Below are 20,586 nucleotides of genomic sequence, written 5' to 3'. Positions count from 1 at the left end.
CCGGGATTGACCCATCGAGGATTGAGAAATGTCTAGCGTATTGCGTCCGGCCTTGAGCCTGATCGTGTTGATGACCCTGATCACCGGCGTGGCCTATCCGCTGGTGGTCACTGGAGTGGCCCAGGTCGCGTTCGCGGACCAGGCCAATGGCAGCCTGGTCCGCGATGACAGCGGCAAGGTGCGGGGCTCGGCCCTGATCGCCCAGGACTTTGTCGGTGATGCCTGGTTCCACCCGCGCCCCTCCGCAGGTGCCTTTGCCACGGTGGCCAGCGGGGCCAGCAACCTGGCACCGAGCAATCCGGCGCTGGCGACCCGGGTGATCGAAGATGCCAACAAGCTCTTGGTGCCCGGGCAGGGCCCGGTGCCCCTGGCGTTGCTCACCACTTCCGGCAGCGGCCTGGATCCGCACTTGCCACCGCAGGCGATTGACTATCAACTGGCGCGAGTTGCAGCGGCACGCAACCTGCCAGCCGACCGGCTACGAGTCTTGGTGGCAGAGCACACCGAACGGCCGCTGATCGGCCCGCTGGTGGTCAACGTACTGGCCCTGAACCTGGCCCTGGAGCGGCTGTAATCTGGCGAGCCAGGGAAAGCCCCGAAAGGGGCTTTTGCGATGCTCGAGCCCCAAGGAGTGACGATTGAAATCCATTGTCTTGTCGCAGAGAGATACCCCATGAGTGATTCCGGTCGCGCCGACGCGCTGCTTGCCGAGCTGCCCCGGGACGGACGTGGCCGGCTCAAGGTCTTTCTCGGCGCCGCTCCCGGAGTCGGCAAGACCTACGCCATGCTCCAGGCCGCCCACACTCAGATGCGCCAGGGCGTCAAGGTCCTGGCCGGGGTGGTGCAGACCCACGGCCGGGCCGAGACCGAGGCACTGCTGGGCGGCTTGCCGCAACAGCCCCTGCTGCGCTCGGAGTATCGTGGGGTGCTGCTGGAGGAGATGGACCTGGACGGCCTGCTCAAGGCCCGGCCCAAGCTGGCGCTGGTGGACGAATTGGCCCACAGCAACGCCCCGGGCAGCCGCCATGCCAAGCGCTGGCAGGATATCCAGGAGCTGCTGGCGGCGGGCATCGACGTGTTCACCACGGTCAACGTCCAGCACCTGGAGAGCCTCAATGACCAGGTGCGCGGCATCACCGGGGTCCAGGTCCGCGAGACCTTGCCCGACTGGGTACTGCAGGAGGCCTATGAGCTGCAACTGGTGGACCTGCCGCCCCGGGAGCTGCTGGAGCGCCTGCGCGATGGCAAGGTCTATGTGCCGGAGCAGGCGCGGGCAGCTATCGATGCCTTCTTCAGCCAGACCAACCTCACGGCCCTGCGTGAGTTGGCGATGCAGACCGCGGCGGCCCAGGTGGACAACGACCTGACCCAGGGTTATCGCCGCCTCGGGCAAGCGGCACCGGCGGTGCGCGGGCGGCTGTTGGTGGGCGTCGACGGTGATCTCCAGGCCGAACGCCTGGTGCGCCATGCCAGCCGGGTCGCACAGCGTCGGCACTTGCCCTGGAGCCTGGTGCATGTGGATAACGGCCGCCTTGGCGACGAGCAGTCGCGCTTGCGTCTGCAAGCGGCCCAGCAACTGGCCGAGCGCCTGGGCGGCGAGGTGGTGCTGCTGCGGGCGGGCGAGGTGGCCAAGACGCTGATCCAGCACGCTACCGAGCGGCGGGCCAGCCTGTTGCTGGTGGGGCAGTCGAGTCGTCGCTGGCGCCGGCGCTGGTTCGGCGGCGGGCTGGCGGCACGTTTGCTGCGCAACGCCGATGGCCTGGAAATCAATGTCCTGGACAGCGAGCCATTGCCCAGCCAGCCGAGGTTGCGGGTCAAGCATCCGCTGATGTGGTTCGACTATGCCCTGGCGCTGTTGGCGACGCTGTTGGCCAGTGCCCTGGCCTGGGGCGTGGCCGGAATCCTGGCGCTGCCGAACATCTCCCTGGTATTTCTCGCCGCAGTGCTGCTGGTGGCGGTGCGCAGCAGCCTGGGGCCGGCCCTGGCCTGCGCCGCGCTGTCGTTCCTGAGTTACGACTTCCTGTTCATCCCGCCGAACTTTTCCCTTTCCATCCAGCGCGAAGAAGATGTGCTGACCCTGCTGTTCTTCCTGCTGATGGCCGCCCTCACGGGTAATCTCGCGGCCCGCCAGCGCCGGCAGTTGCAGGCCCTGCGCGATACCCAGGAAGAAACCGGCGAGCTGCTGGACCTGTCGCGCAAGCTCACGGCTGCCACCGATCGGCAGGCGGTGATCAGCGCTGCGATCCAGCACCTGAACGGGCGCGAGGAGTTGCGTATCTGTTTGTTCAACCGCGATGAGCAAGGTGCCTGGAAGGTCGAGAGCGGTGGCACGCAGCAACTCTCCGAAGCCGAGCGAGCCGCAGCCGATTGGGCCTGGCAGCACGATCAACCTGCGGGGTTGGGCACCGGGACCCTGCCTTTTGGCCGTTGGTGGTGGTGGCCGCTGTCGGTGGATGACGGCCCCTTGGGCTTGTTGGGGGTGTGCCCCAGGGAGGGCGCGATCTTCAGTGATCAACGTCGGCGCTTGCTCACCGCGCTCAGCCAGCCGTTGGCCCAGGCCCTGGCCCGGGCGCGCCTGGCCGAGGACCTGGAGGCGGCGCGCTTGCACGGCGAAACCGAGCAACTGCGCAGCGCCTTGCTGGCCTCGGTGTCCCATGACTTGCGCACTCCGCTGACGTCGATGCGCGGCAGCATCGATAGCCTGCTGGCCTTGGGCGAGGCGATTCCCCTGGAGGATCGCCAGGAACTGCTGGAGGGTACCCGGGATGAGGCCGAGCGCCTGGATCGGTACATCCAGAACCTGCTGGACATGACCCGCCTTGGCCATGGCGCCTTGAAGCTGGCCCGCGACTGGGTCACCCCGGCGGATATCGTCGGCAGCGCGCTCAATCGCCTGCGGGTGGTGCTGGCGCCATTACAGGTCAGTACGCAGTTGCCCCGGGATCTGCCGCTGCTGTATGTGCACGCGGCGCTGATCGAACAGGCCCTGGTCAATGTGCTGGAGAATGCGGCGCGTTTTTCCCCGGTCCATGGCCGCCTGCACCTGGCGGTTCACGCCGACGAGCAGGAGCTGAGTTTCGCTGTGAGCGACGAGGGGCCGGGTATTCCCGAGGAGGAGCGGGCGAAGATCTTCGACATGTTCTACACCGCCGCCAGGGGCGATCGGGGCGGCCAGGGTACGGGCCTGGGATTGGCGATCTGCAAGGGCATGGTGGGGGCCCATGGCGGGCACATCAGTGTCGCCGATGGCATCGACGGGCAGGGTACCTGTATCACCCTGTACCTGCCCTTGCAGGCCCAGCCGGAACTCGAGGGTGAGCTGTGATGCGCCTGGTGGCAGGGGCGAGGGCTCCTGCAAAAGCCCTCTGGAGGAGATTGGCGTTGCGCTACTCTCTTGTCTCTTATTTGTCTTGAACTGAACCCATGAGCCAGACCGCGACCATCCTGGTCATCGACGACGAGCCGCAGATCCGCAAATTCCTGCGCATCAGCCTGGCGTCCCAAGGATACAAAGTGATTGAAGCCGGCACCGGTACCGAGGGCCTGGCCCAGGCGGCGCTGAACAAACCGGACCTGCTGGTGCTTGACCTGGGGCTGCCGGACATGGATGGTCAGCAGGTGCTGCGCGAGTTTCGCGAGTGGTCGGCGGTACCGGTGCTGGTGCTCTCGGTGCGGGCCAGCGAGTTGCAGAAGGTCGAAGCCCTGGACGGTGGGGCCAACGACTATGTCACCAAGCCATTCGGCATCCAGGAGTTCCTGGCTCGCATACGCGCCCTGTTGCGCCAGGCCCCGTCCGGAGAAGTCCAGGAAGCGGCGTTGCAGGTGGGGCCCTTGACGGTCGACCTGGCGTACCGCCGGGTGTTGCTCGAAGGCGTGGAAGTAGCCCTGACACGCAAGGAATATGCTGTGCTGGCCCAGCTGGCTCGCCACCCGGGGCGGGTGATCACCCAGCAGCAACTGCTCAAGGACATCTGGGGGCCGACCCATACCGAAGACAGCCATTACCTGCGGATCGTGGTCGGGCACTTGCGCCAGAAGCTGGCAGACGATCCGACCCGGCCGCGTTTCATCGTCACCGAGGCCGGGGTCGGTTATCGCTTGTTGGCGGGGGAGGCTTGAGCTAGGGCTGCTCCTGTTCGTAGCGGTCGAGAGTGTCGCTGGCGATTTCCCGACCCAGGGCGATCAGTTCCGGCGCCTTGTAGAACTCGAAGAAACGGCACACCCGCTTGGGTACGTTGACCAGGATATCCGGCGGGTAGCCGGCGATCTTGTACTGGGCCAGCGACGTCTGCATGACCTCGAAGCTCTGGTTGACCAGGTCCAGCAGCGAGGCGGGGCCGACGTTATCGACGATGAACGAGCCGCTGGCTGACCTTGGGGCACCGTCGGTTTCCGGGGCCGCGGCGGGCTGCTGGGACTCAGGTTCGGCGCCTTCGACCCAGGGATTGATCTGCGCCGCATCGCTCCTGAACGCCTCTTGCTCCAGCAGCAACAGTTGCTCGGCCTGCTTGCGCCGGAATGGCAGGCGCGAGCCCAGCGAGTTGATCAGGCTGTCGAAGCGGCTCTTGAAGGCTGGCGGGCGCTGGATCACCGGCAACTGATAGTGCCGCTGGTTGGTGGAGTTGAGGTTGACCGCGATGATCAGGTCGCAGTGGCTGGAGACGACCGGCACGATGGGCAGCGGGTTGAGCAGGCCGCCATCCACCAGCATGCGATTGCCCTGCATCACCGGGGTGAACAGGCTGGGGATCGCCGCCGAGGCGCGCATGGCCTGGTGCAGGCAGCCTTCCTGGAACCAGATTTCCTGTTGGTTGGTCAGGTCGGTCGCCACTGCGGTGTAGGGGATGCGCAGGTCCTCGATGTTGATGTCACCGACGATCTTGCGAATCTGGCCGAAGACCTTCTCGCCGCGAATCGCCCCCAGGCGGAAGCTCACATCCACCAGGCGCAGCACATCCAGATAGTCCAGGCTCTCGATCCATTCCCGGTACTGGTCGAGCTTGCCTGCCGCATAGATGCCGCCCACCACCGCCCCCATCGAGCAGCCGGCGATGCAGGCAATCTCGTAACCGCGTTTTTCGATTTCCTCGATGACCCCGATATGGGCGTACCCACGGGCACCTCCCGAACCGAGGACCAGTGCGACACGTTTTTTCATGATTCGTCCTTTCGCCAAGCAGGCTGCCACAATGCACCCTTAGCGCCCCGAGGTTCAATCGCGGCTGGCCCGGGAATGCGCCTCGGCACGGCGTCGCGGACTGACGTCGAGCCTCGCGCCACGGCGCCTGCGGCTATATTTTCCTGGAGGTGGCCTCGGCACTTTTCTTCACCGCCACCGTCTTAACCCGTACGACTGTATTCCCATTCTTGAGGTGTCATTGATGAAAGCCTGGATCTGCTTGCCCCTGATTGCATTGGTTCTGACCGGTTGCGCAGGCAAGACCGCCTACCGTGACAGCTGCGGTACCCAGCTGGATGCCGCCTGGCGTGAGCTGGACCTGGCCAAGGCCGAGGGTTTCGCCGGCACCGTGAGCTACTCCAAGGCGCTGTCGCTGCTGACGGGGGCCAAGACCCAGCAGCAGTTCGAAGCCTTCGAGGGCTGCACCAACAAGGCCGAGAAGGCGCGTTTCTATATTCGCGAATCACGTGCCGGACGTTGAAAGGCGACAAGCGCTACGCTAAGCCGGCAAAATCGAAGATCGCGGGCCGCGGGCCGGACGTAATGCCGGTCACCGGCCCGCGATTTCATTCCGGGGCCGGATGAGCCGGCACCGGGTTGGTTGAGTTGTGTTGGGGAATCCTTGATGTCTGCCCTGGTTGATCGATTGGTGGCTCGGATCCTGAGCCTGGACGTGAACTTGCTGGCCTGCCAGGCGCGCCTGGCGGCCGCCACGGACGCCGAGGCGCTGCATGACCTGCGTGTCGGGGTACGGCGCTTGCGCAGCCTGTTGCGGCCGTTGCGCGGCCTGCCGGGAGTCGAGCAACTGGAACAGGCCGGTGCGCAAGTAGGGCGCGTGACCACGCCGATCCGGGATCGCGAAGTCCTGGCGGCCTACCTGCATCAGCATGGCCAGCATGCCGCCGGCGACCGCCGCACGGTACTGCTGGCCCAGGAGTATCCTGCCGTGGCGGCGGGGCCTGAGCTGGCGCGCCTGGTCATGGTGCTGGATGCATTCCCGCGATTTCTCAGGGCCGCCCAGCGCCAGGAGTTGCTGGGCGGCTTGCGCCCGCGCATCGAGAAGCGCCTGGGCAAGCAGTGGCAGGCCCTGGGCCAGGCACTGGAGGATCCGGCCCACGACCGCCATCGCCTGCGCTTGCTGATCAAGCGGGTGCGTTATGCCGCCGAGTCCTATCCTGAACTGGACCGTTTGCCTGGCCCGGCCATCAAGCGGCTCAAGGCCGCCCAGGCGGCGCTGGGTGATTGGCATGACTGTTGGCAATGGCTGGCCCAGGCCGAGCAGCAGCCGGACCTGCTGCCTTGCGTGGCTACCTGGCGGCGCACCATGCTCAAGGCCGAGGCGCGTGCCGACCGCATGCTGGACAAGCTGTACGGCGATTGCTTCGGTCATTGAGCATCGGCCAGCGGCCTATCTGTCCGCTGCTTTGGCCGGAATGGTTGCTGTAGAGCCTTGGCTCGCTGGTTAAGATCCTTGGGTTCATTCATTTCCTGTAGAGGTTTTCATGCGTTTCTATGATTTGCTCGAAGCGGTTCGCAAGCAGCCCGAGGCCCTGACCATTCCGGCGCAATGGGCCCAGGGGCGGGCCAGCTTCGGCGGTCTGGTGGTGGCCCTGCAGTACGAGGCGATGCGCGCCAAGGTCCCGGCGGACCGCCCGGTGCGCTCCCTGGCGGTGACCTTCGTCGGTCCTGTGGCTCCCGAGGTGCCGGTGAGTTTCGAAGTGGATGTGCTACGTGAGGGCAAGGCGGTCAGCCAGGTCCTGGGGCGGGTGATGCAGGAAGGCCAGGTCGTGACGTTGGTGCAGGGCAGCTTCGGCGCCTCGCGGGAGTCGGTGGTGAGTGTCGAGGCCTTGCCGGCACCCGAAATGAAGCACTGGGACGATTGCCAGGAGCTGCCCTATATCCCGGGTGTGACCCCGGAATTCATGCGCCACCTGGCGATGCGCTGGAGCATCGGCGGCATGCCGTTCACCGGCAATCGCTCACGGGACATGGGGGGCTGGGTGCGTCTGCGGGGCGACGTCAAGGAAGAACCGGTGACCGAAGCGCACATCCTGGCCCTGGTGGATGCCTGGCCGCCGGCGTTGTTGCCGCACCTGACCAAGCCCGCCGCCGGCAGCACCCTGACCTGGACCATCGAATTCGTCCAGCCGCTGCTGGAGCTGGACACCCTGGACTGGTGCAAGTATCGGGTGGAGATCGAGCATGCCCGCGACGGCTATGGGCATGCCGCTGCCGCACTGTGGAGTGCCGATGGGCGGCTGGTCGCCCTGAGCCGGCAGACGGTGACCATTTTCGGCTGAGCCCCAGTGGCCGTCAGTGCCGGTGGCGTTGCAACCAGGCACGCCACCAGGCGCCGCTCACGACGAAGCGGGGAAAGGTCACGAACTGCTCCACCAGCAAGCGCTGGACCGCGTCCTGGCGATCGGTGAAAGGCTCGCTGGCCTGGGTTTCGAGGCTATGGCCGTGGCGTTGCAGGCCCAGGGCCGCGAGGATGCCGATCACGCCGATGGCCAGGCTCAGCAAGCTCAGGGAAAACACTCCCGAGGCAATCAGCAGGAAACCGACGATGAACAGTGGCACGGCGATCAGGTGCAGCACCAGGTTGGCCGGATGCTGGTGGCTGTTCGGGTAGACCCGCCATTGCCAGGCGGGGAGGTTGGGGTGGCGTTGGCCCATGATGCTCATCCTTAGTGTCTGGAAACTCATGGACCAAGGATAGGGCGCGAGCCGCACGGCGACGAATCAAGGCTGGCTATCGTCTCGATAGCGCAGGCGTGGAGGCGCAGAGGCGGGGGCGAGCAGCTCGCCCCCTTTGGCAGGTCTTGTCGCTCAGAGCTTGAGCTGGCCGATGGCCTTGCTCAGTTCGCCGGCCAGGGTGGCCAGCTCGCTGCTGGTCGTGGCGGAGGCCACGGTCTGCTGCACGGTGTTTTCGGTGACGTCACGGATGCTCACCACCGCCCGGTTCATTTCTTCGGCCACTTGGCTCTGCTGTTCCGCCGCGACGGCGATCTGGGTATTGCTTTCGCGCATCTGCGCCACGGCACCGGTGATTTCCGCCAGGGCTTCGCCGGCCTCCTGGGCCTGCTGCACGCAATCATCGGCCTTGAACGAGCTTTCCTGCATGAAGTCCACGGCGTCTCGGGTGCCTGCCTGCAGGGCGGAGACCATGCTGGTGATTTCATCGGTGGAGGTCTGCACGCGCTTGGCCAGGTTACGTACTTCGTCGGCCACCACGGCGAAGCCGCGGCCCATCTCGCCAGCCCGCGCGGCTTCGATGGCGGCGTTGAGCGCCAGCAGGTTGGTCTGTTCGGCGATGCTGTGGATAACGTTGACCACGCCGTTGATCTTCTGGCTGTCCTCGGCCAGCTTCTGGATCATCTCGGCGGTCTGCTGCACGCCGTTGGACAACCCGGCGATGGACTTCTGCACCCGGCCTACCACCTCATGCCCGGAACCGGCCAGGGCATCGGCGGTTTGCGACAGGTCCCGGGTCGCCCCGGCATGCTGGGCGATGTGGTAGACGGTGGCGGACATTTCATTGATCGCTGTCGCCGCCTGGTCGGTTTCGCTTTGCTGGCCGAGCATGCCGTGGCGCACGTCGTTCATGCTCGATGCCAAGCGTGCGGCCCCCTGGTCAAGCTGGCGCGCGGTATTGGCCACAGTGTTCACCACCCGCTGGTAGCCGGCTTGCATGGCGTTGAAGGCGCTGGCCATCTGGCCCACTTCGTCCTTGCAGGACAGCGGTACCCGGGCGGATAAATCGCCGGTCTTTTCAACGTGCAGCATCACGTCCTTGAGGGTGTTGAGCTGGCTGAGAAGAAAGCGGATCAGCAACTGCGAAGCGCAGAGCATGGCGAACATCAGGATGAACACCGCGACTGCGTAGTTGGTGAAGCGATCGCCGAACACCTGGGCGAAGCTGGGAGTATGGGCCAGTACGGCGACTTGCCGGCCGTCGGCGCGGCCTATGACCTCAGCGCCCAACAGCGGGTTGTCGCCGAACAGCGGCAGGTGGTTGAGTTCGACCCAGCCGCTGGCGCCATTCAACTCGGGGACGGGCTGGTCGTTCAGGGCCGGTGTCTGCCCTCGGGAGAAAAACACCAGGTTCTCGGCACTGGGCAGTGGTTTGTCGACAGGCCAGGTATCGAGCAGGCGTGCCTGGGCCTGGGCAGCGGCCTGGGCACTCTGGCTACGGGCCTGTTGTTCCAGCTGCACGGCGTATAGCACTAATAACAAGGTGGTGACGAAGGCGACCGCATTGACCGCCCAGAATTTGTATTTCAGCGAGATATTGCTAAGCCAGGCACCCATAGAAGGTCTTCTCTGATTGAGCGGAATAGTATTGGCAAGGTGCCATTATTGTGCCGTTATGCGTTAAGAAAAATCTTGATATGCATCAAGCAATTTCTGACAGGCCGAAGAACGCCCGGGCGCAGGCTGTGCTGTGGCGAGCCAGGTCCTCCGGTGTTTCCTGGCGGTGCAAGGCCACTTCACGCAGCACCTCGGTCAGGTAGGCCGGTTCATTCTGGCCATTCTTCGGTTTCGGCCGCAGGCTGCGTGGCAACAGGTACGGCGCATCGCTCTCCAGCATCAGGCGGCCCCGGGGAATCTCCCGCACCAGCGGATGCAGGTGGGTCCCCCGGCGTTCATCGCAGATCCAGCCGGTGATGCCGATATGCAGGTCCAGGTCGAGATAGCTGAACAGCGCTCGCTGCTCACCGGTGAAACAATGCACCACGGCTGCCGGCAAACGGTCCCGGAAGTCTTTCAGGATAGCCAGCAGGCGCTCGTTGGCATCGCGTTCGTGGAGGAACACCGGCAGTTGCAACTCGGCCGCCAGCGCCAGGTGCTCTTCCAGGACCTTTTCCTGCTGCGGGCGAGGCGAGAAATCCCGGTTGAAGTCCAGGCCGCATTCGCCCACCGCCCGTATCCGCGATTCGCCCAGCAGGGCTCGCAGGCGCCGGGCGCTGTCGGGGTTCCAGTCGCTGGCGCTGTGGGGGTGCAGGCCGGCAGTGGCGAACAGCCTCTGGCCCTCGGGATCCAGTTTTTGGCACAGGTCCAGGGCCTGTTCGCTGCCCTCGACGCTGGTTCCGGTCACGATCAATTGGCAGACACCGGCTTCATAAGCACGATCGAGAACCGCTTGGCGTTTTTCGGAAAAACAGGGATTGGTCAGGTTGACGCCGATATCGATGAGTTGCATGGTGCTATCTCCGCCTGCGGCCGGAAAGCATATCAGAGCTCTGGATTTAATAAGAAAAACCAAGAACTACAACGAGTTGAAGCTGTCTCTTGCTGTCGCAAACAGCAATGGCCCAGCGCTCGCACCGGCCATTTCAGCTGTCTTTCGCACCTTGCCAGCGCCCACGGCGCTTAGTTTCTGGCGATCAACCCCGGAAAAGCGACGAAGGGTTGAACAGTATTCCATGCGGAGAACGGATGACCCGACCCTCGATCTTGCTCGCTCTGTGCCTGACCCTGCTCCTGCCGTTGCCGGCGGTGGCGCGCCTGGCCGGGCCACCGGAAGTCCAGGCCAAGGGCAAGGTCCGCGACCTGGCGGAAATCCGTAGCAGTCGGGTGCTGCGGGTGCTGGTCAACCAGAGCCGCAACAGCTCCGGTGAAGTCCAGGGCCAGCCCATCGGGGTCGAGTACCATCGCCTGCGGGCTTTCGAGCAGTACCTTAATGGTCATGCCCGCGATGGCCAGGAAATCAGCCTGAAGATCATCCCCAAGGCCAAGGACCAGCTACTGGGCGCCCTGCAGCGCGGAGAAGGGGACCTGGTGGCCCCAGGGGAGTTGCTGGAGGCCCAGCCCGGGCATGCGGTCAGCTCCAGCGATCCGATCGCCAGTAACGTTCCGTTGCTGCTGGTGGGTATCAAGGGGGAGCGGCGTTATACGCGAGTCGAGCAACTGTCCGGCAAGACCCTGACCCTCACCACCGGCAGCGCTGCCGGTGAGGCGGTGAGCCAGATCAACCAGAAGCTGGCCCTGCACAAGCTGGCTCCGATCAAGGTCGAGTGGGTCGATCCCAGCCTGGCGGTGGAAGATGTGCTGGAAATGGTCCAGGGCGGCATCTTCCACCTGACCATAGTCGAGCAGCCGATTGCCGAGCGCTGGGGCAAGATCCTCGGCAAGTTGCGCCTGGACCGGCAGCTGAAGATCAGCGAGCCCGGGGAGGAACACTGGTTCGTCCGGCGTGATGCCTCGATGTTGCGGGCGAGCATCGATCGGTTCCTCAAGACCTACAAGACGCCAGCGGACCAGGATGCGGCCTTCCTGCGTATCTACCGCCGCCAGTACCAGGTGCATTACCCGCTGGCCCGGGCCGATCGCCAGCGCCTGGAGAAGTTGCGGCCGGTGCTGCAAAAGCATGCCGGGGAACAGGGCATGGATTGGCTGAACCTGGCAGCCCTGGCCTTCAAGGAATCGGCACTTCAGCCCAGTGCCAGGGGGGGTGGCGGTCCCACCGGACTGATGCAGATCACACCTTCGGCGGCGCAGCGGGTGGGCGTGAGCAATATCCAATCCGTGGACAGCAATGTGCAGGCCGGAGCCAGGTACCTGGCCATGATCCGTCGCAAATTCTTCGCCAGCCCCAAGCTCAACGAGCGCGAGCGGATGGCGTTCATCCTGGCGGCCTACAACATGGGGCCGGAGCGGGTCCAGGGCATGCGCACCGAGGCCAGGCGTCGCGGGTTGAACCCGAACCAGTGGTTCTTCCAGGTGGAGCGCATCGCCATGGAGCAGGTGGGGATGGGGGCGGTCAGCTATGTTAATAGTGTCAACAAATACTATCTGGCCTTCGATCGCGAACGGGACTCCCTGGAGCCTCGTGAGCGAAAAGTTGCATCGCGCAAATAATCGAAAAATTTGATTGTTATATCGGAGTATTTCCGCTTTTAACATGATGAAAACTGATTAATATGGCGACCAACTTCTCCCCCTTACACAGGACACACAGCATGAGCACTTTGATCAAGAACGTACTGGGAACCCGCGCAGGTTATGGCCTGACCGTCGTGCGCATCCTTGTCGGCATCATCTTCGCGGCCCACGGTTCGCAGAAACTCTTCGGTTGGTTCGGCGGTGGCGGCCTGGCGGGCACTGCCCAGTGGATGGAAAGCATCGGCCTGGCCCCGGGTTACCTGATGGCCTTGCTGTCAGGTGGCACCGAGTTCTTCGCCGGCCTGGCGCTGGTCATCGGTTTGCTGGCCCGTCCTGCGGCCCTGGGCCTGACCTTCACCCTGGTGGTGGCGATCTTCTCGGTGCATATCAGCAATGGCTTGTTCATGGCCAACAATGGCTACGAATTCGCCCTGGCGCTGCTCGGCGGTACCCTGGCGGTGCTGATCGAAGGGGCCGGCAAACTCTCGCTGGATGCGACCATCGCCAAGTGATCCTGGCGCTCGATCCGGGTGGGCGCAGCTCCTGCGATTGTCCCGGATCAAGCGCTTGCAAGAATGTCCCAAGGCCTGCCGATGCAGGCCTTTTTTCGTCTTGCTGGAATCTTGACACTGACCGGCCGGCTTCTCTAGGATGCTGCTCATGCGCCGATTTAAACAGCTACTTGCGGGGCGCCAGGCAAGCCGAAAGCTTGCTGCCAGAAGCCAGTCCGGCTTCGAAGTACCGCTAAAGCGCTGGTTCGGTGTTGCCTCTCACCTGCCCGGCAGAAACTTGAGGCAGAGACACGATACGATGAATGCACCACGCCCCCTTGTACGTCTTGCGCCAATCACGGCGAGTCTTTCCCCGCGCAATCCGAAAATCCTCCTCAGCGGTCAGCACCAACCTACCTTGTTGCGTTATCTCGATGGCTGGCCCCGGCGTTCCACGGGACCGGCGGCGTTCCTGATCCAGTTTGTCGAGGACGGTGAATCCCTGGCTCGTTTTGCCAGTGACAATTTCGACTTGGCGGTCATCCCCGCTCCCCAGGCGCATGACGCCGCTGAAGTCATCAAGCAGTTGACCCGTGTCGCCCGGCAAGGGTTGATCGTTCGTCGTTGAGCGTCCTCTCTCCAGTCGGACCCGTATCGGTCGGCGGTACCAAGGGCTCACCAGCGATGGTTCCAGTCCGACTGGCGAGCAGTCATTCACACCACCGAATTGCGCTTCGCCAACTCGGCCAGGGCTACCAGGTTGGAAATGTTGAAGTGCTTGAATAGCCGAATCTTGTAGGTGCTGACGGTCTTGTGGCTGATCAGCAGGTTATCGGCGATCTGTTGGTTGTTCAGCCCATTGGCCAGTAGTTTCAGGACCGTGATCTCGCGATCGCTGAGACGGGAAATAAGCACGCTCTCCCGATCGGTGGCACGGCTGTTCTGCTGCATCAGGTTGAGGGTGTCGTCGGGAAAGTAGATATAGCCGGATAATATGGCTTTGACGGCATGACCCAGTTCGTGGAGGTTTTCGGTCTTGCTCAGGAAACCCATGGCTCCGGCCTGAAGGCAGCGCAAGGCGTAGTTCTTCGACTCACTGGCGGTGACCACCAGGATCTTGAGAGGCTTCTGGATACACCTGATGTGATCGATGACCGAAAATCCGTCCAGGTTGGGAATGCCTAGGTCGAGGATCAGCAGGTCCGGGTTGTGTTGGCGTACCAGTTGCACGGCGTCTGCGCCATTGTCGGTTTCGCCGACTATGGTGTACTGCCGGGTTTCCAGTTCCGACCTGAGCGCCAGGCGGATCAGTGGATGGTCATCGACGATGATGATGCTACCCATCGGTGGCTTCCTTTGATTTTCGGCGGATCGAGAGGCACCTTGAGAGTCCTTGAAGTGGAGGGCTCCAGCTGGCGAGCGGCGTGGGATACTGAGAGCGCTGCTGAAAAGGTGCCGTGTCGTCTGAGGCTTTGTCCTCTTGATCAAATGATTGGTCGATTTTTCTGAGATCTAAATCGGACAAATCTGATAGTTGTATAGGGCGGAAGTTGCGGAGCGGCGATGCTCCCTGGTGACCGTGCTTTGCGGTTCATTCAAACAACGTAGCAGCCTGCCGGGCTGGGAGATGACAAGCCAATTGAGTACCAAGCTCATCACGCAGGAAGGTTACGAGGCTCTCAAGCAGGAACTGGATTACCTGTGGCGGGAACATCGCCCGGAAATCACGCAGAAGGTCACTTGGGCGGCTTCGTTGGGGGACCGGAGTGAGAATGCCGACTACCAGTACAACAAGAAGCTGCTGCGGGAAATCGATCGCCGGGTGCGCTACATACGCAAGCGTCTGGAGGACATGCGGGTAGTGGGATATGCGCCGGAGCAGGAGGGCCGGGTGTTCTTCGGCGCTTGGGTCGAAGTCGAGAACGAAGCGGCCGAGATCAAGCGTTTTCGCATCGTGGGTTATGACGAGATCTACCAGCGCAAGGACTACATATCCATTGATTCGCCCATGGCCCGGGCCCTGCTGAAAAAGGAAGTGGGAGATGAAGCCATCGTCGTGACCCCGGCGGGCGAGACCTGTTGGTGGATCAACCAGATCGACTACCAGAAGTAGGCTCGCCACCGCAGCGGCGAGCTCTCATCCCTCGCGCAGAACGCTCAATGGGCTGGCGTTGAGCGCTCGCCGGGTGCCGAACACCCCGGCTGCCCCCACCAGCACCGCACCAGCCAGCGGTAGCAGCAACAGCCAGGGGTGCGGGTGCCAGGGCAGGTCGAAGGCGAAGCGGTAGAGCACCAGGCTGACCAGTTCGCAACCCAGTGCCGCCAACAGGCCGCTCATGGCCCCGAGCAGGCCGAACTCGATCCGTCGTGCCTTGACCAGCAGCCGTCGTTCGGCGCCCAGTGCTCGCAGTAGTGCACCTTGGCGCAGGCGTTCGTCGAGAGTGGCTTGCAAACCGGACAGTAGTACCGCCATTCCTGCCGCTAGTACGAACAGCAGCACATACTCCACCGCCAAGGTGACCTGGGCCAGGATGCTGCGCAATTGCTCCAGCAAGGCCTCGATCTGGAGAATGGTCACTGCCGGGAAGGCCCGCGACAGCTCCACCACTTGCTGGTCGTGCCCGGGGCTCAGGTAGAAGCTGGTGAGGTAGGTCGCTGGCAGGTCCTTGAGGGTTCCAGGTTGGAAGATCATGAAGAAGTTCGGCTGGAAGTTGTCCCAGTTGACGCTGCGCAAGCTGGTGACCCGGGCTTGCCGATTCACACCGGCAACGGTAAAGGTCAACTGGTCCCCCAGTTTCAGTTTCAGGCTTTCGGCCACCTTGGCCTCCACCGATACACCAGGCAGTGCCTCATCCGCCTGGGGCGAGGACGACCACCAGCTTCCTGCGGTAATTTGGTTGCCCGCGGGCAATTCGGCAGACCAGGTCAGGCTCAGGTCGCGTTGCACCGCTCGATCGCCACTGGACTCCTTGGTGACGATCTGCTGCACCGCTTCGCCATTGATGCTCACCAAGCGTCCGGGGACCACCGGGTACAGGGGCGCGGATGGAGCGGACAACTGCAGCAGGCGTTCGGTGAAGGCTTGCTTGTCGGCTGGCAGGATATTCAGGGCGAAGTAGTTGGGAGCATTTTTCGGTAATTGGTTTTGCCAGGTGTCCAGCAGTTCTGCCCGCAACAGGGCGATCAGCGCCATGGACAGCAGGATCAGGCCGAACGCCATGGATTGCCCGGCGGCGGCCAGGGGATGGCGCAGCAACTGGCCCAAGCCCAGGCGCCAAGGCAGGGAGGAGCGAGCCAGCAACCGGCGCAAGCTCTGCAGCGCCAGCAATAGCAGGCCGCCCAGGGCCAGCGCGGCGACCAGCCCGCCACCCAGCAGGGCGAAGGTCAGGATCAGATCCAGGCTCAAGCGCCACATGATCAGGCCCAGGGCCAGCAGCGCGACGCCATAGATCAGCCAAGTGCTGGGTGGGATCGGCAGCAGGTCGCGACGCAGGACCCGCAGGGGCGGCACGCGGCCCAGCGCTGCCAGGGGCGGCAAGGCGAAGCCGGCCAGGGCCACCAGCCCGGTACCGATGCCGGCAATGGCCGGCAGCAGGCCTCCCGGAGGAACATCGGCAGGTAGCAGCCCGTGCAGCAGGTAGAACAACACCAACTGCGCCAGCCATCCCAGCAATGCGCCACTGAGGCTGGCCAGCAGACCGAGCAATGCCAATTGGGTCGTGAACAACAACAGGGTTTCCCGGCGCGATAGCCCCAGGCAACGCAACAAGGCGCTGGCATCGAAACGGCGCGCAGCGAATCGGTTGGCCGATAGCGCCACCGCGACTCCCGAGAGCAGTACCGCCACCAGGCTGGCCATGTTCAGGTAACGCTCGGCCTTGCCCAGTGCGCCGCCGATCTGCTGGTTGCCATCGCGTGCATCCTGCAGTCGCTGGTTGGCTTGAAGCCCCGGCTTGACCTGCTGGCGGTAAGCCTCCAAGGCAGGTGCAGGGCCGCGCCAGAGCTCCTTGTAGCTGACTCGGCTGCCGGGCTGGACCACGCCGGTGGCTTGCAGGTCATCAAGGTTGATCAGCACACGGGGCGTCAGGCTATAGAAGTTGCCGGCACGATCCGGCTCGTAGGTCAGGACCCGGGCCAGGCGCAAGGTCTTGCTGCCGACGTCGATGCTATCGCCGATCTTCAAGTTAAGTGCGGCCAGCAACCGCGGCTCGACCCAGGCTTCGCCGGGCCCGGGAGTCCCGCCAGGTATCTCGCTGGCATAGGGGGCTTCGGCGCTCTTGAGCTGGCCGCGCAACGGGTAGGCGCTGTCCACCGCCTTGATGCTCGACAGCTGGATACCGTTGTCCGTGGCGATGACACTGGAGAACTCGACGATACTGGCGTGTTCCAGGCCCAGGGCGCGCCCGCTGTCGATCTGTTGCGGGTGTGCTGGCGAGCTGCCTTCGAGCAACAGGTCGGCGCCCAGGAATTCGGTGGCCCGCAACTGCATCGCTCCGTTCAGGCGGGCGCCGAAATAGCCGATGGCCGTGCTCGCCGCAACGGCCACCAGCAAGGCGAAGAACAGGACCCGCAGCTCACCGGCCCGGGCATCACGCAGCAATTGGCGCAGGGCCAGGCTGAAGACTCGCAACAGGGGCAGGCGTGCCATCAAGGCTCCAGGGGGGCGACCAGCGAGCCCGCTTCGAGACGGATCAGGCGCTGGCAACGGTGGGCCAGGCGCTCATCATGGGTCACCAGCACCAGGGTGGTACCGCTCTCCCTGTTGAGTTCGAACAGCAGGTCGCTGATACGCTCTCCGGTATGGCTATCGAGGTTGCCGGTGGGTTCGTCGGCGAACAGCACGTCAGGTTCGGCGGCGAATGCCCGGGCGATGGCCACCCGTTGCTGTTCTCCACCTGACAACTGGCGCGGCGAGTGGCTCAGGCGTTGGCCCAGGCCGACCCGGCGCAGTAGCTCGGTGGCGCGTTCGCGAGCATCGCGGCGGCCATCCAGCTCCATGGGCAGCATGACGTTCTCCAGGGCGTTGAGGCTGTCGAGCAATTGGAAGGATTGGAAGACGAAGCCTACATGCTCGGCCCTGACGCGGGCCCGCTGATCTTCATCCAGTTGGCCGAGGCTCTGGCCGGCGAGGATGACCTGGCCACTACTGGGCAGGTCGAGGCCTGCCAGCAAGCCGAGCAGGGTGGACTTGCCGGAGCCCGAGGCACCGACGATGGCCAGGCTGTCGCCCTGGTCGAGTTCCAGGCTGAGCTCGTGGAGGATAGTCAGCTCGCCTTCCGCGCTGGGAACCACTTTGCTAAGGTTCCGCGCAGTGAGAATGCTTGCGCCCATGGAGAATCCGATGCGTGTATGGTTTTTGAGTGCCGGCCTGGCCTTGATGTGCATGGTCCAGAACGCAGCGGCGGGAACGGTCCTGATCGTGGGCGATAGTATCAGTGCGGCTTTCGGCCTGGATACCCGCCAGGGCTGGGTGGCACTGTTGGAAAAGCGCCTCGACGACCAAGGTTTCGGCGCCAGGGTTATCAATGCCTCGGTCAGCGGTGATACCAGTGCCGGAGGCCAGGCACGGCTGCCGGCGCTGCTTGCGGAGCATAAGCCGCAGGTGGTGGTGCTCGAACTCGGAGGCAATGACGGCCTGCGAGGCCAGCCCCCCCAGCAATTGCAACAAAATCTTGCCTCGATGATCGACAGTTCCCAGGCCGCGGGGGCCAAGGTGCTGCTTCTGGGCATGCAACTACCACCCAATTACGGCGTGCGTTATACCCAGGCTTTCGCCAAGGTCTATGGTCAACTGGCCAGCGACAAGAAGGTGGCCCTGGTGCCGTTTTTTCTCGAAGGGGTCGGCGGTCACCCGGAGATGATGCAAGCGGACGGTCTGCACCCGGCGGCAGTGGCCCAGGACAAGTTGCTGGAAAATGTCTGGCCGACGCTAAAACCGCTGCTTTGACGCTTTTCTAGTGGCGGTGTTTCGGCTAATGTTGCGCCCCCGATTTGGAGCCCCCGATGCCGCGTCCCGCCTGGTCCCTGTTTGCCTATCAACTGATCGAGCCTGATGAACAGCTTGACCTGTTCGCTTGTCAGGAGGTCAGGGTGCACCTGGTGACGCGACAGCTGGAGTTGGGCGGTTCCGCCGACCGTACCTTGTGCGGCACGTTATTGCCGGCGCAACCGCGTTGGTCGAGCGTGGATAGGACGATTTTCCAGGACCAGCGACTCTGCCCCTTGTGCCGGGCGATCCTCGAGTCGCAGAAACGTGGCACTCCGCCGATCTGGCCCGAGCTACGCTTCGAGTTGTAGGCGGCCGCTAGCGGGTCGTTTCGGCAGGGATTGCGTATGTGCGCTTGTCTCCCCCGGCCTGGCTCCCGGAGTCTTGGGGCGGGGGTGTACAATCGTGTTTCTTTCATTGGTTGTATATGCGAAGGATTATCCGGATGTTGCCGCGCCTCCCTGTCCTCACCCGTTGCCTGTCACTTGCCGCATTGTGTGTGGCTGGCCCTGTTGCCGCATTGGAATTCCCCCTGCCTCCTCCCGGCGAAGATATCGTCGGCCAGGTACAGGTGATCAAGGCCAAGTACGAAGACACCTTCGCCGACCTGGGCACGGCCAACGACCTGGGTTACCTGGAGATGGTGGCGGCCAACCCGGGTGTCGATCCCTGGTTGCCGGGTGCGGGCACCGAGGTGATCCTGCCCACTCGCTTCATCCTGCCCCCGGGGCCGCGCGAAGGTATCGTGATCAACCTGGCGGAGTATCGGCTGTACTACTTTCCAAAGGGGCAGAGCGTGGTCTACACCTTCCCGCTGGGGATCGGTCGAGAAGGCTGGGGGTCGCCGATCGCGCATACCAGCATCACCGCCAAGACGCCGAACCCGACCTGGACGCCGCCTGCCTCGATCAGGGCGGAGCACGCTGCCGATGGCGATCCGTTGCCTGGCGTGGTGCCGGCCGGGCCGGATAACCCCCTTGGGCCGTTCAAGTTCACCCTGGGCACGCCCGGCTACCTGATTCATGGTTCGAACAAGAAGTTCGGGATTGGCATGCGTACCAGCCATGGTTGTTTCCGCATGCTCAACAACAACGTATTGCAAATGGCCGGTATGGTCCCGGTGGGAACTTCCGTGCGTATCATCAATGAACCGTATAAGTTCGGTATCAGTGCCGGCAAAGTCTATCTTGAGGCTCATACGCCATTGGATGATAAAGGCAATCCTTCGGTGGTCGACAAGCACACTGCGGTAATCAACGCCTTGCTCAAACGCGAAGACCTGGCTAACAACCTGCGTATGAACTGGGATGTGGTACGCGATGTAGTGGCGGCCGAAGATGGCTTGCCGGTAGAGATTGCCTTGCCAACGACTGCTCCCGCGACATCGTTGTCCAGCACACCTTTTGAAATGCCGCAGTAAGCGGCTCAAGAGAACCCGCCGCGGCCTGTTGGCTGCGGCGGGTTTTTTATTGCCGAGGCAAAAGCCAGGCAATAAAAAAGCCGACCCAAAAAATTGGATCGGCTCGATAACAATCCCGAGGGACTATTACTTGCGGCTAGCTTTTTCCAGCATACGCAGAGCGCGCTCGTTAGCTTCGTCAGCAGTCTGTTGTGCTTTTTGAGCAGCAGCCAGAGCTTCATCAGCTTTACGATAGGCTTCGTCTGCACGAGCCTGAGCACGAGCTGCTGCGTCTTCAGTAGCAGTCAGACGAGCTTCGGTTTCTTTGGATACGCTGCTGCAACCGGTAGCCAGAACTGCGGCCAGAGCCAGAGCAGAGAATTTCAGAACGTTGTTCATCGTGTTCCCCTTCAAGGACTTTCTATTAGTGGCTATCACCTCAAAACGAGGAAATAGCCGGCGTACATACTACCCATTACTTGTAGTAAGTAAACTGACGTAGCGCAAGAAGCAAAAAAAATTCTAGGTGGTGAATCTTTTTCGATCAACTCCACAAACCGCCTGTATAAAAAATATTCAACGCAGAGGCCTTGCAGGGCATGAGTGCTGCTTGTTTGCCAGCATTGATCCCGAAATTTTTCCAGGC

Annotated in this window: 21 protein-coding genes; 13 read left to right on the top strand and 8 right to left on the bottom strand. The window is 63.2% G+C overall.

Going from position 1 to position 20,586, the window contains the following annotated elements; translation table 11 throughout:
• Window positions 1–28 precede the first annotated feature (28 nt).
• The 3 genes from kdpC (at window position 29) to CAG11_RS13745 (ending at window position 4,119) form a co-directional block, all read left to right on the top strand.
• Window positions 29–574, top strand: coding sequence for a potassium-transporting ATPase subunit KdpC (kdpC, locus tag CAG11_RS13755; RefSeq protein ID WP_085596764.1), 546 nt, complete (start codon window positions 29–31; stop codon window positions 572–574).
• A gap of 99 nt (window positions 575–673) precedes the next feature.
• Window positions 674–3,325 carry a sensor histidine kinase KdpD gene (locus CAG11_RS13750; RefSeq protein WP_085596763.1) on the top strand — a complete coding sequence of 884 codons (2,652 nt, stop codon included), beginning with the start codon at window positions 674–676 and terminating at the stop codon, window positions 3,323–3,325.
• 98 nt (window positions 3,326–3,423) lie between these two features.
• Complete coding sequence (locus CAG11_RS13745) at window positions 3,424–4,119, top strand: response regulator (protein WP_022640101.1); 696 nt, start codon at window positions 3,424–3,426, stop codon at window positions 4,117–4,119.
• A 1-nt stretch (window position 4,120) separates the two neighbouring features.
• Here CAG11_RS13745 and CAG11_RS13740 read toward each other — a convergent pair whose 3' ends face one another.
• Window positions 4,121–5,158, bottom strand: a complete 1,038-nt coding sequence (locus tag CAG11_RS13740; RefSeq protein WP_022640100.1) for a patatin-like phospholipase family protein — start codon at window positions 5,156–5,158, stop codon at window positions 4,121–4,123.
• A gap of 223 nt (window positions 5,159–5,381) precedes the next feature.
• Here CAG11_RS13740 and CAG11_RS13735 point away from each other — a divergent pair, with 223 nt between their 5' ends.
• From CAG11_RS13735 to CAG11_RS13725, 3 genes are all read left to right on the top strand, one after another.
• Entirely contained in the window at window positions 5,382–5,660 is a 279-nt protein-coding gene (locus CAG11_RS13735; RefSeq protein WP_022640099.1) for a hypothetical protein, read from the top strand.
• 144 nt (window positions 5,661–5,804) lie between these two features.
• A complete protein-coding gene (locus CAG11_RS13730) occupies window positions 5,805–6,572 on the top strand; it encodes a CHAD domain-containing protein (RefSeq protein WP_085596762.1) in 768 nt (255 codons plus the stop codon).
• A gap of 109 nt (window positions 6,573–6,681) precedes the next feature.
• Window positions 6,682–7,479 carry an acyl-CoA thioesterase II gene (locus CAG11_RS13725; protein ID WP_022640097.1) on the top strand — a complete coding sequence of 266 codons (798 nt, stop codon included), beginning with the start codon at window positions 6,682–6,684 and terminating at the stop codon, window positions 7,477–7,479.
• A gap of 13 nt (window positions 7,480–7,492) precedes the next feature.
• Here CAG11_RS13725 and CAG11_RS13720 read toward each other — a convergent pair whose 3' ends face one another.
• From CAG11_RS13720 to CAG11_RS13710, 3 genes are all read right to left on the bottom strand, one after another.
• Window positions 7,493–7,855: a terminase gene (locus CAG11_RS13720; protein ID WP_085596761.1), complete on the bottom strand. Its 363-nt coding sequence runs from the start codon at window positions 7,853–7,855 to the stop codon at window positions 7,493–7,495.
• 153 nt (window positions 7,856–8,008) lie between these two features.
• Window positions 8,009–9,490, bottom strand: a complete 1,482-nt coding sequence (locus CAG11_RS13715) for a methyl-accepting chemotaxis protein (RefSeq protein ID WP_085596760.1) — start codon at window positions 9,488–9,490, stop codon at window positions 8,009–8,011.
• An 85-nt stretch (window positions 9,491–9,575) separates the two neighbouring features.
• Entirely contained in the window at window positions 9,576–10,382 is an 807-nt protein-coding gene (locus CAG11_RS13710) for a TatD family hydrolase (protein ID WP_085596759.1), read from the bottom strand.
• A 236-nt stretch (window positions 10,383–10,618) separates the two neighbouring features.
• On the opposite strand from CAG11_RS13710, the gene CAG11_RS13705 reads away from it, so the two are divergent.
• From CAG11_RS13705 to CAG11_RS13695, 3 genes are all read left to right on the top strand, one after another.
• Window positions 10,619–12,040, top strand: a complete 1,422-nt coding sequence (locus CAG11_RS13705; RefSeq protein WP_085596758.1) for a transglycosylase SLT domain-containing protein — start codon at window positions 10,619–10,621, stop codon at window positions 12,038–12,040.
• Window positions 12,041–12,141: 101 nt separating this feature from the next.
• Window positions 12,142–12,576, top strand: a complete 435-nt coding sequence (locus CAG11_RS13700; RefSeq protein ID WP_085596757.1) for a DoxX family protein — start codon at window positions 12,142–12,144, stop codon at window positions 12,574–12,576.
• Between the two features lie 298 nt (window positions 12,577–12,874).
• A complete protein-coding gene (locus CAG11_RS13695; protein ID WP_085596884.1) occupies window positions 12,875–13,183 on the top strand; it encodes a hypothetical protein in 309 nt (102 codons plus the stop codon).
• Window positions 13,184–13,269: 86 nt separating this feature from the next.
• On the opposite strand, the gene CAG11_RS13690 is transcribed toward CAG11_RS13695, so the two are convergent.
• On the bottom strand, window positions 13,270–13,899 hold the full coding sequence (locus CAG11_RS13690; RefSeq protein WP_085596756.1) for a response regulator transcription factor: 630 nt from the start codon (window positions 13,897–13,899) through the stop codon (window positions 13,270–13,272).
• A gap of 295 nt (window positions 13,900–14,194) precedes the next feature.
• Between CAG11_RS13690 and greB the strand changes: the two genes are divergently transcribed.
• A complete protein-coding gene (gene greB, locus CAG11_RS13685) occupies window positions 14,195–14,668 on the top strand; it encodes a transcription elongation factor GreB (RefSeq protein WP_031320264.1) in 474 nt (157 codons plus the stop codon).
• A gap of 24 nt (window positions 14,669–14,692) precedes the next feature.
• Here the strand turns inward: greB and CAG11_RS13680 are convergent, their stop codons facing one another.
• Complete coding sequence (locus CAG11_RS13680) at window positions 14,693–17,203, bottom strand: ABC transporter permease (RefSeq protein WP_085596755.1); 2,511 nt, start codon at window positions 17,201–17,203, stop codon at window positions 14,693–14,695.
• A complete protein-coding gene (locus CAG11_RS13675; protein WP_031320263.1) occupies window positions 17,203–17,886 on the bottom strand; it encodes an ABC transporter ATP-binding protein in 684 nt (227 codons plus the stop codon). The genes CAG11_RS13680 and CAG11_RS13675 overlap by 1 nt, the downstream gene beginning before the upstream one ends.
• A 10-nt stretch (window positions 17,887–17,896) precedes the next feature.
• Here CAG11_RS13675 and CAG11_RS13670 point away from each other — a divergent pair, with 10 nt between their 5' ends.
• From CAG11_RS13670 to CAG11_RS13660, 3 genes are all read left to right on the top strand, one after another.
• A complete protein-coding gene (locus tag CAG11_RS13670) occupies window positions 17,897–18,502 on the top strand; it encodes an arylesterase (RefSeq protein ID WP_085596754.1) in 606 nt (201 codons plus the stop codon).
• Between the two features lie 56 nt (window positions 18,503–18,558).
• Window positions 18,559–18,852, top strand: a complete 294-nt coding sequence (locus CAG11_RS13665; protein WP_007931378.1) for a hypothetical protein — start codon at window positions 18,559–18,561, stop codon at window positions 18,850–18,852.
• A gap of 134 nt (window positions 18,853–18,986) precedes the next feature.
• Window positions 18,987–19,961: a L,D-transpeptidase family protein gene (locus CAG11_RS13660; protein WP_085596753.1), complete on the top strand. Its 975-nt coding sequence runs from the start codon at window positions 18,987–18,989 to the stop codon at window positions 19,959–19,961.
• Between the two features lie 126 nt (window positions 19,962–20,087).
• Here the strand turns inward: CAG11_RS13660 and oprI are convergent, their stop codons facing one another.
• A complete protein-coding gene (oprI, locus tag CAG11_RS13655) occupies window positions 20,088–20,339 on the bottom strand; it encodes an outer membrane lipoprotei OprI (protein ID WP_003448337.1) in 252 nt (83 codons plus the stop codon).
• Window positions 20,340–20,586: the final 247 nt, after the last annotated feature.

This window comes from Pseudomonas sp. B6(2017), assembly GCF_002112765.1.
GTDB classification, from domain to species: domain Bacteria; phylum Pseudomonadota; class Gammaproteobacteria; order Pseudomonadales; family Pseudomonadaceae; genus Aquipseudomonas; species Aquipseudomonas piscis.
Note: the sequence above shows the minus strand (reverse complement) of the source record. Positions and strands in the feature narration are given on the sequence as shown.

Coding starts and splice junctions, on each gene's coding strand:
- kdpC (WP_085596764.1), top strand. CDS start 29: ATGTCTAGCGTATTGCGTCCGGCCTTGAGCCTGATCGTGTTGATGACC.
- CAG11_RS13750 (WP_085596763.1), top strand. CDS start 674: ATGAGTGATTCCGGTCGCGCCGACGCGCTGCTTGCCGAGCTGCCCCGG.
- CAG11_RS13745 (WP_022640101.1), top strand. CDS start 3,424: ATGAGCCAGACCGCGACCATCCTGGTCATCGACGACGAGCCGCAGATC.
- CAG11_RS13740 (WP_022640100.1), bottom strand. CDS start 5,158: ATGAAAAAACGTGTCGCACTGGTCCTCGGTTCGGGAGGTGCCCGTGGG.
- CAG11_RS13735 (WP_022640099.1), top strand. CDS start 5,382: ATGAAAGCCTGGATCTGCTTGCCCCTGATTGCATTGGTTCTGACCGGT.
- CAG11_RS13730 (WP_085596762.1), top strand. CDS start 5,805: ATGTCTGCCCTGGTTGATCGATTGGTGGCTCGGATCCTGAGCCTGGAC.
- CAG11_RS13725 (WP_022640097.1), top strand. CDS start 6,682: ATGCGTTTCTATGATTTGCTCGAAGCGGTTCGCAAGCAGCCCGAGGCC.
- CAG11_RS13720 (WP_085596761.1), bottom strand. CDS start 7,855: ATGGGCCAACGCCACCCCAACCTCCCCGCCTGGCAATGGCGGGTCTAC.
- CAG11_RS13715 (WP_085596760.1), bottom strand. CDS start 9,490: ATGGGTGCCTGGCTTAGCAATATCTCGCTGAAATACAAATTCTGGGCG.
- CAG11_RS13710 (WP_085596759.1), bottom strand. CDS start 10,382: ATGCAACTCATCGATATCGGCGTCAACCTGACCAATCCCTGTTTTTCC.
- CAG11_RS13705 (WP_085596758.1), top strand. CDS start 10,619: ATGACCCGACCCTCGATCTTGCTCGCTCTGTGCCTGACCCTGCTCCTG.
- CAG11_RS13700 (WP_085596757.1), top strand. CDS start 12,142: ATGAGCACTTTGATCAAGAACGTACTGGGAACCCGCGCAGGTTATGGC.
- CAG11_RS13695 (WP_085596884.1), top strand. CDS start 12,875: ATGAATGCACCACGCCCCCTTGTACGTCTTGCGCCAATCACGGCGAGT.
- CAG11_RS13690 (WP_085596756.1), bottom strand. CDS start 13,899: ATGGGTAGCATCATCATCGTCGATGACCATCCACTGATCCGCCTGGCG.
- CAG11_RS13680 (WP_085596755.1), bottom strand. CDS start 17,203: ATGGCACGCCTGCCCCTGTTGCGAGTCTTCAGCCTGGCCCTGCGCCAA.
- CAG11_RS13675 (WP_031320263.1), bottom strand. CDS start 17,886: ATGGGCGCAAGCATTCTCACTGCGCGGAACCTTAGCAAAGTGGTTCCC.
- CAG11_RS13670 (WP_085596754.1), top strand. CDS start 17,897: ATGCGTGTATGGTTTTTGAGTGCCGGCCTGGCCTTGATGTGCATGGTC.
- CAG11_RS13665 (WP_007931378.1), top strand. CDS start 18,559: ATGCCGCGTCCCGCCTGGTCCCTGTTTGCCTATCAACTGATCGAGCCT.
- CAG11_RS13660 (WP_085596753.1), top strand. CDS start 18,987: ATGTTGCCGCGCCTCCCTGTCCTCACCCGTTGCCTGTCACTTGCCGCA.
- oprI (WP_003448337.1), bottom strand. CDS start 20,339: ATGAACAACGTTCTGAAATTCTCTGCTCTGGCTCTGGCCGCAGTTCTG.